The following is a 13,367-nucleotide window of genomic DNA, read 5'->3' on the forward strand; positions in this document are numbered from 1 at the left end:
TCGCGTTCTTGCGTCGAATCCTCGCACGAGGGGAATGCGCGCGAGGGCGTCCTGGTTGGCCACGGAAGGACATGCGCCGTTGATGCCTTTTTCCGCCTGAGACCCACACCGAGGAGAGACATGACCGAGACCCAGGTGGGCGAGAAGACCCCGGTCGACTTCTGGTTCGACCCGCTCTGCCCTTGGGCCTGGATGACGTCCCGTTGGATGCTGGAGGTCGAGAAGGTCCGCGACGTCGAGGTGCGCTGGCACGTGATGAGCCTCGCCGTCCTCAACGAGAACAAGCTCGACGAGCTGCCCGAGGTCTACCGCGAGCTGCTCGGTCCCAAGGGCTGGGCCCCGGTGCGCGTGGTGACGGCCGCGCAGCAGAAGCACGGCGACGAGGTCACCGGCAAGCTCTACACCGCGCTCGGCACCCGCATCCACAACGAGGACAAGGGTCCGACCCGTGAGGTCATAGCCGAGGCGCTGGCCGAGGTCGGTCTGCCGGCCGAGCTGCTCGCGTACGCCGACTCCGACGAGTACGACGAGGTGCTGCGCGCCTCCCACAACAACGGCATCGACCGGGTCGGCCAGGAGGTCGGCACCCCGGTGATCTCCGTCCCGGGCGCCGACGGCGAGGGCGACGTCGCCTTCTTCGGCCCGGTCGTCACCCCGACCCCGCGCGGCGAGGCCGCGGCCCGGCTGTGGGACGGCACCCTGCTCGTCGCCTCCACCCCCGGCTTCTACGAGATCAAGCGGACCCGCACCAAGGGCCCGTCCTTCGAGTAGGCGCCGCCCGCACCGCACCGCGACACAGAAGACCCCCGTGAGTCACGTCCTCACGGGGGTCTTCCGCTGTACACGCCCGCCGGTGAAAGTTGAGAAGACGATCACGAGGCGGACGGGCTCGCGGGGGCGGTCAGCCCTTGACGGGGATCAGCAGCGGGGTGTTCGCCTTGGCGTCGGCGTAGCGCTTGGAGACGTCCTGCCAGTTGACGACGTTCCACATCGCCTCGATGAAGTCCACCTTCTGGTTCTTGTACTGCAGGTAGAAGGCGTGCTCCCAGGCGTCGAAGACCAGGATCGGGGTGCTGGCCACACCCACGTTGCCCTGGTGGTCGTAGACCTGCTCGACGACCAGACGGCCGCTGACGGGCTCGTACGCGAGCACGCCCCAGCCGGAGCCCTGGGTGGCGGAGGAGGCGAAGGTCAGCTGCTTCTTGAACTTCGCGAACGAGCCGAAGGACTCGGTGATCGCGTCGGCCAGGTCGCCCAGGCCGTCGGCAGCGGTGGGCTCGCCGCCGCCCTCGCCGGTCTTCGGGCTCGCCATGTTGTGCCAGTAGATGCTGTGCAGGATGTGGCCGGAGAGGTGGAACGCGAGGTTCTTCTCGAGGCCGTTGAGCGCGCCCCAGTTCTCCTTGTCGCGCGCCTCCGCCAGCTGCTCCAGCGTGTTGTTGGCGCCCGTGACGTAGGCCGCGTGGTGCTTGTCGTGGTGCAGCTCGATGATCTGCGGGTTGATCACCGGCTCCAGCGCCGCGTAGTCGTACGGAAGCTCAGGAAGCGTGTAGATGGCCATGCGTGTTATCCGGTCCCCTCGGCGTGCCAATCGCTAATTGCAATTAATGCGCAACTGCACGCTAGCAGCATCTATTCCACCTCACACGTAAGGGTTACCTCTGTAAAACGCAGGTGGGCCCCGTGCGTTCGCACGGGGCCCACCTGGGGTCGAGGGGCCGTCAGACGGCCGCGGCGGCCCTCCGGCGCTGCATCACGTACCCGGTCACCGCGAGGGCGGCGGTGAGTCCGCCGGTGAAGATCACCTGGACCCGGGTGTCGTCGCCCAGCGCCATCAGCACCAGGACCCCGGCCACCCCGGCCAGCGCCACCCAGGTCAGGTACGGGAAGCCCCACATCCGCACGACGAGCTTCTCGGGCGCCTCGCGCTCCAGGCGGCGGCGCAGCACGAACTGCGAGACGGCGATGAAGCCCCAGACGATCAGGATGACCCCGCCGACCATGTTCAGCAGCCAGGCGAACAGGGTGTCCGGGTACCAGTACGACAGCAGCACGGTGACGAAGCCGAAGCCGGAGGAGGCGAGCACCGCCCGGCGCGGCACCCGGCCGGTGACCTTGCCCAGCGCCTTCGGGCCCTGCCCGCGGGAGACGAGGGAGTAGGCCATGCGCGAGGAACCGTAGATGTTGGCGTTCATCGCGGACAGCAGGGCGATCAGGATGACCACGTTCATGATCTCGCCGGCCGCCGGGATGCCCAGGTGGTCCAGGGTGGCCGCGTACGGGCCCTGCTCGCTGACCTCGGGGTCGTTCCAGGGCAGCAGCGTGACGATGACCAGCATGGAGCCGACGTAGACGACGGCGATGCGCCACATGGTGGTCCGCACGGCCTTGGCCACGCCCTTGACCGGGTCCTCCGACTCGGCCGCCGCGATGGTGACCGTCTCCAGCCCGCCGTACGCGACGACCGAGGCCAGCAGGCCGACCAGCAGGCCGTCCACGCCGTTGGGCAGGAAACCGCCGTCGTGGAGCAGGTTGGCGGTACCGGGGGCGGAGGTGCCGGGCAGCAGGCCGAGGACGGCCAGCACGCCCAGGCCCAGGAAGAGGGCGATGGCGCCGATCTTGAGGGCGGAGAACCAGAACTCGAACTCGCCGAAGTTCGAGACGGCGGCCAGGTTGGAACCGCAGAACAGTGCCATGAACACCAGCACCCACATCCAGGAGGGGGTGCCCGGGAACCAGCCCGTCATGATGTGCGCCGCGCCGATGGCCTCGATGGCCACGCCCACGCACAGCAGCGTCCAGAACATCCAGCCCGCGGTGAACCCGGCCCACGGGCCGATCGCCCGCTCGGCGTGGACCGAGAAGGAGCCGGAGGCGGGGTTGGCGGCGGACATCTCGCCGAGCATGCGCATCACGAACATCACGAGCAGTCCGGACGCTGCGTAGGCGAGGACGATCGAGGGACCCGCGGCCGCGATACCGGCGCCGGAGCCGACGAAGAGTCCGGCGCCGATGACACCGCCGAGGGCGATCATCGAGAGGTGGCGCTGCTTGAGGCCGTTGCCGAGCGGGGACCCGGAGTCGGTCCGCGGCGGTTCGGGGGGCGTCAGGGTGCTCTGACTCATGGGGAAGTGCCTGTCCGGTGTGCGGGGGGACGGGATGAGGTGCCCCAGTCTCACCCCTGTCCGATCTTCGGATGGTCTGCGTCCGCTATCCGGACAGCCGGATGACCGGCCGTGATCATCCCCGTACGCTGCCGACAGGACACGGGCGACGGGGACGACAGGGGGACCAGCGGTGGCGGAACGAAGCGAGCGCGGCATACGGGAACTGCCCGACACGGGCCGGGGCGTGCTCGTCACCGGCGCCTCACGGGGCATCGGGCGGGCCATCGCCACAGCCTTCGCCGAGCGGGGCGACCGCGTGGCGGTGCACTGCACGGTCCGGGGGGCGGACGCCGAACGCACCCTCGCGGACCTGCCGGGCGCGGGCCACGTCCTGGTCGCCGGCGACCTCCGCGACCCGGCCCGCGTGGAGGCCGTCGCCGCCGAGGCCGAGGAGGCGCTCGGCGGCGTCGACGTCCTCGTGAACAACGCCGCCGTGATGGTCGCGCACCCGCTGCCCACGACTTCGTACGCCGACTGGCAGGAGGCCTGGCGGCAGACGGCCGCCGTGAACCTCTTCGCTCCGGCCGACCTCACCCACTGCGTCGCCCGCCGCATGATCGCCGGCCGCCGGGAGGGCCGCGTCGTCAACATCGGCTCGCGCGGGGCGTTCCGGGGCGAGCCCGACCACCCGGCCTACGGCGCCACCAAGGCCGCCCTGCACGCACTCGGCCAGTCCCTGGCCGTCTCGCTCGCCCCGCACGGCATCGCGGTGGCCTCCGTGGCGCCCGGCTTCGTGGCCACCGAGCGGGTCGCCGGGCGGCTCGAAGGGGAGGAGGGCGAGCGGATCCGGGCGCAGAGCCCCTTCGGGCGGGTCGGCACCCCGCAGGAGATCGCCGCCGCCGTACTGCACCTGGCCTCGCCGGCCGCGCGCTGGAGCTCGGGCACCGTCCTCGACGTCAACGGAGCCTCGTACCTGCGCACCTGACGCGCGAAGGCCCCCCGCGCCGGGTGCGCGGGGGGCCTTCGTACAGGACGGGGGCCGGAGCCGGAGCCGTGCGGCGGTCAGGGCTTGGCGGCCCGCCGCTCCCGCAGCTCGCGGACGCCCGCCACGGCGAGGACCAGCAGGGCCGCGCCCGTCGACCACAGCAACTGCGGCCGCGCGGAGTCGTCGAACAGCATCAGCACCAGGACCGCCGCCATGCCGGCCAGCGCCGCCCAGGTGGCGTAGGGGAACAGCCACATCGGCAGCGTCAGTCGCTCGGGCATGTCCCGCTCGATCCGGCGGCGCAGCTTCAGCTGCGAGACGGCGATCAGCGCCCACACGAACAGCAGCACGGCGCCGACCGCGTTGAGCATGTAGAGGAAGATCGTGTCGGGCCACAGCAGGTTGAGCACCACCGAGACGAAGCCGAAGGCCACCGACGCGAACACCGCCCGGCGCGGCACCCCGCCGCCCGAGACCTTCAGCAGTCCCTTCGGCGCCTCGCCGCGCTCGGCCAGCGAGAACACCATGCGCGAGGACCCGTACAGGTTCGCGTTGAGCGCCGACAGCAGGGCCACGAACACCACGATGTTCATGATCTGGCCGGCCGCCGGGATGCCGATGGAGTCCAGGACGGCGACGTACGGGCTCTGTCCCGGCTCCAGCGAGTCCCACGGCAGCAGGGTCACGATGACGACCATCGAGCCGACGTAGAAGAAGAGGATGCGCCAGACGGCGCTGCGCACCGCGCGGGACACCGAGCGGGCCGGGTCGTCGGACTCGGCGGCCGCGATGGTGACGACCTCCAGGCCGCCGAAGGCGAAGATGACGGCGAGCATGCCGGCGACGACACCGCCGAAGCCCTCGGGGAAGAAGCCGCCGTGCCCGGTGAGGTTGGCCATGCCGACCGGATCCGTGTCCGGGAGCACGCCGAAGATCGCGAGGGTGCCGAGGATCAGGAAGAGCACGATCGCGCCGACCTTGAGGGCGGCGAACCAGAACTCGAACTCGCCGAAGTTCTTCACCGCGGCCAGGTTGCTCACGGTGAAGACCACCATGAAGGCCAGCACCCAGATCCACTGGTCGACCGCGGGCAGCCAGCCGTTCGCGATCTTCGCGGCGCCGGTGGCCTCCACCGCCAGCACCACGACCAGCAGGAACCAGTAGAGCCAGCCCGCCGAGAAGCCGGCCCAGCGGCCCAGTGCCCGCTCCGCGTAGACGGAGAAGGAGCCCGACGCGGGCATCGCGGCCGACATCTCCCCGAGCGCGCGCATCACCAGCATCGCGAGGACGCCGGCGAGGAGGTAGGAGCAGATGATCGCGGGACCGGCGATGCCGATGCCGGCGCCGGAACCGACGAAGAGGCCGGCGCCGATCACGCCGCCCAGCCCCAGCATGGTCAGGTGGCGCTGCTTGAGGCTGTGGCTGAGGGGTTCCGCGGGCAGGTCGCCCGTCGTCGGAGGTGCTTCTGGCAGGCGCTCACGCATGAGGAGTGCTCGTACTCTCGTTCGGCCCAGCGGTGGTGGGGACTCCGCCGATGGCTTGGCGGGATCCAACAGTCTTGCTGAGCGGCGGCCGTCCGTGCAAAACGGACGTGTTGTCAGATGTTGCTCGTGACGAGGATCACGTCGACCGGGGCGGGGGAGCGGGCTTTGTCCGGTCCCCACCAACGGGGGGAGCAGGGCTTTGTTCCGGGCGGCGGTGGGGCGGCCCCGGACCGCGCACTAACGTCGGTGATCGTCCCCACCCCCACCACCCCGCGGAGCCCCCTCATGAGCACTGCTTCCGTCTCCCTCCGGCCCGGCGCCGTCCTCGCCGACCTGCTGCCCGCGAGCCGCGTGCGCGACATCGCGCTCGTCGTCGGCGGCGCCGCCCTCACCGGGATCGCCGCCCAGGTCGCGGTCCCCGTCCCCGGCTCCCCGGTCCCCGTCACGGGCCAGACCTTCGCAGCGCTGCTCGTCGGCACCGCCTTCGGCGCCCGCCGGGGCTTCCTGTCGCTGGCGCTGTACGCCCTCGTCGGCATGGCCGGGGTGCCGTGGTTCGCGGGCGGCACCTCCGGCGCCGGCGGCGCCTCCTTCGGCTACGTCCTCGGCATGGTGCTCGCCGCCACCGTCGTCGGCGCGCTCGCGCGGCGCGGCGCCGACCGCTCGGTCCTGCGTACGGCGGGCACGATGGTGCTCGGATCCGCGGTGATCTACGCGGTGGGCGTGCCGTACCTGATGGCCGCCACGGGCATGTCCCCGAGCGCCGCCGTCGCGGCGGGCCTGACCCCGTTCCTGATCGGCGACGCCCTCAAGGCGGCCCTCGCGATGGGCGCCCTGCCGGCCGCCTGGAAGCTGGTCGGCCGCCGCGGCTGACGCCCGGCGCCCCCCCGTATCGGCCGGAGCCCGGCCCGCCTGACGAGGCGGGCCGGGCTCCGGCGTACGTACGGGGCTCGTGCGGGGTCAGCCCTGGACGGCGGCCCGCTTGCGGCGGAAGTCCAGGACCACACCGACGGCCACGACCACGCCGGCGACGAGGGTGGACAGGGTGACCACCTCGCGGTTGGCGTCGTCCACGAACATGTAGCCGATCACGAACATGATCAGGGCGGCGGTGGCCCAGGTCAGCCACGGGAAGAGCCACATCTTCACGGTCAGCTTCTCCGGGGCCTCGCGGACCAGGATCCCGCGCATCTTCAGCTGGGTGAAGCAGATCACCAGCCACACGAAGAGCGCGATGGCGCCGGAGGAGTTCAGGAGGAAGTTGAAGACCGTGTCCTTGAACGCGTAGTTGAAGTAGACGGCGACGAAGCCGAAGACCGTGGAGCCCAGGATCGCGGCGACCGGCACACCGTTCTTGTTGACCTTGGCGAACGCCTTGGGGGCGTCACCGCGCTCACCGAGCGAGAAGGCCATGCGGGAGGCGGTGTAGAGGCCCGAGTTCAGGCAGGACAGCACGGCGGTCAGGACGATGACCTCCATGATCGTGCCGGCGTGCGCGATGCCGATCGAGTCGAGGGCGGCGACGTACGAGCCCTTCTCGGTGATCGACTCGTCGTTCCACGGGAGCAGCGTCAGCACGACGAAGATCGAGCCGAGGTAGAAGACGCCGATGCGCCAGATCACGGAGTTGGTGGCCTGCGTGACGGCCTTGCGGGGGTTCTCCGACTCGCCGGCGGCGAGGGTGACGATCTCGCTGCCCATGAAGGAGAAGACGACCATGAGCACACCGGTGAGGACCGCGCCGTAGCCGTTGGGGAAGAAGCCGCCGGTGTCGGTCAGGTGGGCGAAGCCCGCACCCGGGTTGTCGGAGCCCGGCAGGACGCCGAAGACGGCCAGCATGCCGATGATCACGAAGGCGCCGATGGCGACGACCTTGATGCCCGCGAACCAGAACTCGAACTCACCGTAGGAGGCGACCGAGCCGAGGTTGGTGGCGGTCAGCACCGCCATCACGATCAGGGCCCAGGCCCACTGCGGGACGGCCGGTATCCAGCTCTCCAGGATGGCGGCACCGGCGGTGGCCTCCACGGCGAGGACGACGACCCAGAAGAACCAGTAGAGCCAGCCGATGGAGAAGCCGGCCCAGCGGCCGAGCGCCCGGTCCGCGTAGGCGGAGAAGGAGCCCGAGTTCGGGCTGGCGGCGGCCATCTCGCCGAGCATGCGCATCACGAAGACGACCATCGCGCCGACCAGCGCGTAGGAGATCAGGATGGCGGGGCCGGCCTTGGCGATGCCGCCACCGGAGCCGACGAAGAGACCGGCGCCGATGACGCCGCCAATGGCGATCATGGACAGGTGGCGGTTCTTGAGACCGGCCTTCAGACCGTCGGAGGGCAGGCCTTCACCGGAGTTACCGGAGGGGTCGCCTGCCTTCTGAAGGGTCGTCGTGGAGCTCATGGACGGATCCTTAGGTTCTCGGGTTGCGAGCCCCGGCATTCAAACCTGAGATGAACGCAGGACGGAAGACCTCAATCCGGATCGTTGCGTTGGGACGAACGTCCAGGACCGACGTCCGCCCGTGTCCCATCTGCGTTCTTTGGGTTTACTTGAGCTTTAGAAGTGACTTACGCGACACCCACTGCGGGGCGTCGGGGCTCCTCGTGCCACACTCGTCCCATGCGCGTGTACCTCGGATCCGACCATGCCGGCTTTGAGCTCAAGAACCACCTCGTGGACTGGCTCAAGAACAACGGCCACGAGCCCGTCGACTGTGGACCCCACATCTACGACGCCGTGGACGACTACCCGCCCTTCTGCCTCCGCGCCGCGGAGAAGACCGCCGCCGACGAGGGCAGCCTCGGCATCGTGATCGGCGGCTCCGGCAACGGCGAGCAGATCGCCGCGAACAAGGTCAAGGGCGTCCGCGCCATCCTGGCCTGGAGCGTCCAGACCGCCCAGCTCGGCCGTGAGCACAACAACGCCAACGTGATCTCCGTCGGCGGCCGCATGCACACGCAGGACGAGGCCGTCAGCTTCATCGAGGCCTTCCTGGCGACCCCGTACTCCGGCGAGGAGCGCCACACCCGCCGCATCGACATGCTCACCGCCTACGAGCAGACCGGCGAGCTCCCCCCGATCCCGGCCCACCACCCGCAGGGCTGATCCCGCCTCCGGCCGTGCCGCTCCCTCGCGGGGCGGCACGGCCGTTTCCATTCCTCCAGGAGTCCGCCGTGCCCGAGGGGCATACGATCCACCGCCTCGCCCAGGACCACACCGAACGGTTCGCCGCCCGCCCGGTCCGCGTCAGCAGCCCCCAGGGCCGCTTCGCCGAGAGCGCCGCCCTGCTCGACGGCCGCACCATGGAGAGCGCGGAGGCGCACGGCAAGCACCTCTTCCTGGAACTGGGCGACGCCTGGATCCACATCCACCTCGGCCTCTTCGGCAAGCTCGGCTTCGGCCCGGCCCCCGCGCCGCCCGCCACCGACACCGTCCGGCTGCGCCTGCTGAACGAGGAGCACCACGCCGACCTGCGCGGACCCACGGCCTGCGCGCTGATCGGCGAGGCCGAGAAGAAGGCGATACACGACCGGCTCGGCCCGGACCCGCTGCGCGCGGCCGACGACCCCGACCGGGCCTGGGCCCGGATCTCCCGCTCCCGCACCACCGTCGCCGCGCTCCTCATGGACCAGAAGGTCGTCGCGGGCGTCGGCAACGTCTACCGCGCCGAGGTCCTCTTCCGGCACGGCATCGACCCGTACCGCGCGGGCAAGGACCTGACCCGCGCCGAGTGGGACGCCCTGTGGGCCGACCTCGCGCTCCTGATGCGCCGGGGCGTGCGCCACAACCGCATCGACACCGTCCGCGACGAGCACCTGCCCGAGGCGATGGGACGGCCGCCGCGGGTGGACGACCACGGCGGAGAGGTGTACGTCTACCGGAGGGCGAACATGCCCTGCCACATCTGCGGAGGCGAGATCCGCACCGCCGGTCTCGCCGCCCGCAACCTCTTCTGGTGCCCCACCTGCCAGGCCCGCTAGCGCGGGCCCGGCGGGTCCGCGGCTCAGAAGCCGTGGGGCAGCCAGGGCGCCACGTCGCCCGCGAAGGCGCGTGACGCCTCCGCGAGAGCCCCCGGTCGCAGCTCGCGCACCCGGCCCGCGGCGGCCAGCGAGGTGAGGCTGACCCCGCCCAGATAGGCGGAGCCCAGCTCCCGGACCGACAGCTCCAGGTCCGCCGGGTCCGCGGTCCGGGTGCACCGGACGGTGCCCGCGCCGTCGGCCACCAGCCGCCACCGCCCCTCGTTCCACGGGCAGAACGCGTCCTCCACCTCCAGGACCACGTCCAGGGCGGTCCCGTACGAGCGCGCCTCCAGGGCCGCCGGAAGGTCCACCAGGCGGACGTGGAGCGCGTCGCGCGTGGCCGGCTTCGACCTCCTGATGCCACTGACCAGGTGCAGCAGCGGGTCGTCCACCGGGCGCTTGGGGGCCCGTACGGTCCACGTCAGGTCGATGGAGAACAGGTAGCGCCACAGCGCGGCCGTCGCCGCCGGATCCAGCGCGTCGAGGGCCTCGACCCGCACCGTTCCGTCCGCACCTGTGGAGGCCCACTCCGGCGTGACCCGGTAGCGGGCGTAGCCGGCCACCTCGCCGTCCTCCCGCTCCGCCACCACGCACATCAGGGGCGAGGCGCCGCCCCGCTCCCCGGGCGGATCGGTGAGGGCCATCCGCTCCCAGCCGGGCTGCCGGGCCGGCGCTCCGGGCCGCCGGCCCACCAGCTCGGCGTACACCCGCTCGCAGGCGGCCAGCGACGCCTCCGGGTCCGCGAGCCGCAGCCGCACCTCGTCCGTCCCGGGCGGCACGTCCAGCCGCACCCGCGTCGTGTCGATCTCCAGGGACAGGGCGTAGGTGGCGAGGCCGTAACCGAAGCGCCCGTAGATCGCCGGGTCGGAGGCGGTCAGTACGGCGAGGGGCTCGCCGGCCGCCCGGACGTCGTCCAGCTGGCGCCGCATCAACGAGGTGAGGACGCCGCGACGGCGGTGCGTCGGCGCGACGCCCACGAAGGACACCGCGGCCGCGGGCACCAGCGCGCCGCCCGGTACCGAAAGGCGGAAGCTGAAGGCCGCCGCCGAGCCGACGCACGTCCCGCCCTCCCAGCTCCCGAGCGCCCGGCCCGGCTCCGTCAGGGACCGGAACAGCGCCCGGCCCTCCGGCGGCTCGGGCACACCGCCGAAAGCCAGTTCCAGATGATCGAACCAGACATCCCACTCTTCCTGCCGCAGAACGCGCATCTCAAGATCCATACCGCCATCCTCACCCGGCCGTTCCGTCGCATGCGAAGCGTTTTCGGGCGCCCCCGGGGCCCGGGTCCGGGGGTACCCCTGCGCATTCACAGCCAGGATGGATAGGGTCCCGAAGCAATGGCCGGAGCACGCGTGGAGTCCCTTCTGGCCCGGATGCGCATGCGCTCGCGCCGGGGCCGCACCGCCCTGCGCAAATCAGCCGTCGACTACTTCCGCGGGGACGCCTCCGACTGGCTCGCCTTCATCGGGCTGCTGCTCACCGTCCCCGCCATAGCCTGCGGCACGCTGATGCTGCCGGTCTGGTTCTCGCCCTCCGCGCTCGTCCTGCCGATCGTCGCCGGCGGTCTGCTGCTGCGCCCCGCGAGCCTCCTCGCCCTGTACGCCGCCTCCGCGGCCGCGCTGATCGTCGAGGCCCTGGTCCTCGGCCCGTACACCCAGGGTCCGGCGAGGGTCACCCCCGGAACCGTGCTGGTCGTCGCGGCCTGCGGGTTCTTCGGGCTGGTCATCGCCCAGTTCCGCAGCCGCGTCGGCGTGCCCTGGAGGCGCGGCGGCACCATGCTCTTCGACCTCCGCGAACGCATCCGCGTCCAGAGCAAGCTGCCCGCCCTGCCGCGCGGCTGGCACCGCGAGATGGCACTGCGCCCGGCCGGCGGCCAGTCCTTCTCCGGCGACTTCGTCGTCGCCGCCCGCACCAACGGCGGCCGGACCCTGGAGATCGTCCTGACCGACGTCTCCGGCAAGGGCATGGAGGCGGGCTCCCGCGCCCTCCTCCTCTCCGGCGCCTTCGGCGGACTGCTCGGCGCGCTGCCCCCGCACGGCTTCCTCCCCGCCGCCAACGGCTACCTGCTCCGCCAGGACTGGGACGAGGGCTTCGCCACCTCCATCCACCTCGTCCTGGACCTGGAGACCGGCGACTACGAACTCCTCTCCGCCGGCCACCTCCCCGCCCTCCAGCTCTGCGCCGGAACGGGCCGCTGGCAGGAGAAGTCCGGCGAGGGCCCGCTGCTCGGCGTCTACGACGGCGCCGAATTCACCCCCGCCCGCGGCAACCTCCGCCGCGGCGACGTCCTCATGCTCTTCACCGACGGCCTCGTCGAGACCGCCGACCGCGAGATCAGCGAGGGCATCGACCGCCTCACCGGCGAAGCCGACCGCTACGTCTCCGCCGGCTGGGACGGCGCCGCCTGGCACCTGATCGAGAAGGTCGCCAAGGACGTCAACGACGACCGCGCCCTCCTCCTCATCCGCCGCTCGCCCTGACCCGTACGCCCCGGTGTCCCCGGTACCCCGCCGGTCGGGCCGGGCCGACCGGGAACCCGCCCCGGGGGAGCCGCGGCGCAGTCCTGCCCGGGTCGCTCCGGGGAGCCTCCGCACAGGAGCGCCGGCCGTCCGGACGGCGTGTCCCACCGGACCGGGGGCACCCTCCCCCGCGGTGGCCGGGGAGGGGCCTCGCCGCTACCGGTCGAAGCGGATGTGCCGTACCCCGACCAGCGCGCGGCGGAGCCGGCCCCGGAGCCGGCCGTCCCTGTCCGGAACGAGGTCCAGTCCGGCCGAGGCCGCCACCCGGCCCGCCACCTGCGGGACGGTCAGCAGGTCGGTGGCCAGGTGCTGCGCGAACTCCGGCGCGCGCAGCGCCTCCAGGCACCCGTCCAGCCGTGACACCGCGAAGCCGTCCCGCCCGACGCCGCCTACCAGTCCCCGTCCCCGCAGCCGCCGCAGGACCGTCGCCCGTTCGGCGAGCAGCGCGAAGTGCCGCACGTCGTGGCCCCGTTCCCGCAGTCGTCCCACCGTCTCCGCGAAACAGACCGGCTCCGTGAGCGTCATCGGCACCACAAGCACCCCCGGATGCCGCCGGGCCGCGAGGTCCAGTACCTCGAACACGCCCTGCCGCCATGCCGGCAGGTCCTGGAAGTCACCGCGGAGGGCGGGCGGCAGCATCCGGTGCAGCCCGAACCCGACGTGCTCCGGATCGCACACCACACTGCCCGGCAGCCGCCGGTGCACCTCGTACGCCGTCTGCGTCCTGCCCCCGCCGAACGGCCCGTTGAGCCAGATGATCACCGGGTGACCGCCGACCACGGGCCGATGCCCAGCCTCCCCGTGTTCCCCAGGTCCAGCGGCCGGGCGAGCCGCAGCCACAAGCGGGGCGCTCCGGGCCGCGGTTCGACCTCCATCACCGGCACCGTCGTGGCCGTCACCGTCGGGTCGGTGACCAGGTTGCGCCACACCACCGACCACGCCGCCGCCTGACCCGGCGCCAGCGTCACCCGCTGCGGCGGCGCCTCGATGTCCGGCACGCCCGTGGTGATCCCCTCCGCGCCGTGCACCACCGTGACCTCCAGCGGAGCGTTGCGGCCGTCCCGCAGCGACACCGCCGGGTAGCCCTCCAGCACGTACTCCTCCGTACCGCAGTTGACCAGCCGGAAGCCCTCCACCCGAAGCCCCGTCGCCGCGTCCCCGCCCGTCTCCAGCAGCCGCACCCCGCCCTCGGGGCACGACTCGTCGGTCGGCCCGGGCACGGGCGCGCCCCGGTCCGGCGCCGTACCCGGCCGGGCGGAGCG

13 protein-coding genes are annotated in these 13,367 nt (G+C 72.0%); 6 read left to right on the top strand and 7 right to left on the bottom strand.

Annotation, left to right across the window (positions count from 1 at the left end; translation table 11 throughout):
- The first annotated feature begins 120 nt into the window (after nucleotides 1-120).
- Nucleotides 121-771, top strand: a complete 651-nt coding sequence (locus AC2RP6_RS25805) for a mycothiol-dependent nitroreductase Rv2466c family protein (protein WP_486448353.1) — start codon at nucleotides 121-123, stop codon at nucleotides 769-771.
- A 130-nt stretch (nucleotides 772-901) separates the two neighbouring features.
- Here the strand turns inward: AC2RP6_RS25805 and AC2RP6_RS25810 are convergent, their stop codons facing one another.
- Together AC2RP6_RS25810 and AC2RP6_RS25815 are read right to left on the bottom strand one after the other, a co-directional pair.
- Complete coding sequence (locus tag AC2RP6_RS25810; protein WP_030958438.1) at nucleotides 902-1,558, bottom strand: superoxide dismutase; 657 nt, start codon at nucleotides 1,556-1,558, stop codon at nucleotides 902-904.
- Nucleotides 1,559-1,718: 160 nt separating this feature from the next.
- Nucleotides 1,719-3,122 (bottom strand): amino acid permease, encoded by a 1,404-nt coding sequence (locus AC2RP6_RS25815; RefSeq protein ID WP_486448354.1) that lies wholly within the window; start codon nucleotides 3,120-3,122, stop codon nucleotides 1,719-1,721.
- 172 nt (nucleotides 3,123-3,294) lie between these two features.
- Here AC2RP6_RS25815 and AC2RP6_RS25820 point away from each other — a divergent pair, with 172 nt between their 5' ends.
- Nucleotides 3,295-4,089: an SDR family NAD(P)-dependent oxidoreductase gene (locus tag AC2RP6_RS25820; RefSeq protein WP_486448355.1), complete on the top strand. Its 795-nt coding sequence runs from the start codon at nucleotides 3,295-3,297 to the stop codon at nucleotides 4,087-4,089.
- Nucleotides 4,090-4,166: 77 nt separating this feature from the next.
- Here the strand turns inward: AC2RP6_RS25820 and AC2RP6_RS25825 are convergent, their stop codons facing one another.
- Nucleotides 4,167-5,573, bottom strand: a complete 1,407-nt coding sequence (locus tag AC2RP6_RS25825) for an amino acid permease (protein ID WP_486448356.1) — start codon at nucleotides 5,571-5,573, stop codon at nucleotides 4,167-4,169.
- Between the two features lie 285 nt (nucleotides 5,574-5,858).
- Here AC2RP6_RS25825 and AC2RP6_RS25830 point away from each other — a divergent pair, with 285 nt between their 5' ends.
- Nucleotides 5,859-6,443 (top strand): biotin transporter BioY, encoded by a 585-nt coding sequence (locus AC2RP6_RS25830; RefSeq protein WP_486448357.1) that lies wholly within the window; start codon nucleotides 5,859-5,861, stop codon nucleotides 6,441-6,443.
- An 87-nt stretch (nucleotides 6,444-6,530) separates the two neighbouring features.
- On the opposite strand, the gene AC2RP6_RS25835 is transcribed toward AC2RP6_RS25830, so the two are convergent.
- Entirely contained in the window at nucleotides 6,531-7,967 is a 1,437-nt protein-coding gene (locus tag AC2RP6_RS25835) for an amino acid permease (RefSeq protein WP_486448358.1), read from the bottom strand.
- 219 nt (nucleotides 7,968-8,186) lie between these two features.
- Between AC2RP6_RS25835 and AC2RP6_RS25840 the strand changes: the two genes are divergently transcribed.
- Together AC2RP6_RS25840 and AC2RP6_RS25845 are read left to right on the top strand one after the other, a co-directional pair.
- Complete coding sequence (locus AC2RP6_RS25840) at nucleotides 8,187-8,672, top strand: ribose-5-phosphate isomerase (RefSeq protein ID WP_486448359.1); 486 nt, start codon at nucleotides 8,187-8,189, stop codon at nucleotides 8,670-8,672.
- A gap of 68 nt (nucleotides 8,673-8,740) precedes the next feature.
- On the top strand, nucleotides 8,741-9,547 hold the full coding sequence (locus AC2RP6_RS25845; protein WP_486448360.1) for an Fpg/Nei family DNA glycosylase: 807 nt from the start codon (nucleotides 8,741-8,743) through the stop codon (nucleotides 9,545-9,547).
- A 23-nt stretch (nucleotides 9,548-9,570) separates the two neighbouring features.
- Here the strand turns inward: AC2RP6_RS25845 and AC2RP6_RS25850 are convergent, their stop codons facing one another.
- A complete protein-coding gene (locus tag AC2RP6_RS25850; RefSeq protein WP_486448361.1) occupies nucleotides 9,571-10,806 on the bottom strand; it encodes a GNAT family N-acetyltransferase in 1,236 nt (411 codons plus the stop codon).
- A gap of 117 nt (nucleotides 10,807-10,923) precedes the next feature.
- Between AC2RP6_RS25850 and AC2RP6_RS25855 the strand changes: the two genes are divergently transcribed.
- Entirely contained in the window at nucleotides 10,924-12,066 is a 1,143-nt protein-coding gene (locus AC2RP6_RS25855; protein WP_486448362.1) for a SpoIIE family protein phosphatase, read from the top strand.
- Nucleotides 12,067-12,261: 195 nt separating this feature from the next.
- Here AC2RP6_RS25855 and AC2RP6_RS25860 read toward each other — a convergent pair whose 3' ends face one another.
- Together AC2RP6_RS25860 and AC2RP6_RS25865 are read right to left on the bottom strand one after the other, a co-directional pair.
- On the bottom strand, nucleotides 12,262-12,867 hold the full coding sequence (locus AC2RP6_RS25860) for an ATP-binding protein (protein ID WP_486448363.1): 606 nt from the start codon (nucleotides 12,865-12,867) through the stop codon (nucleotides 12,262-12,264).
- Entirely contained in the window at nucleotides 12,864-13,325 is a 462-nt protein-coding gene (locus AC2RP6_RS25865) for a DUF4232 domain-containing protein (RefSeq protein WP_486448364.1), read from the bottom strand. Before AC2RP6_RS25865 ends, AC2RP6_RS25860 begins: the two co-directional genes overlap by 4 nt.
- Nucleotides 13,326-13,367: the final 42 nt, after the last annotated feature.

The organism is Streptomyces sp. WAC03905, assembly GCF_057371075.1.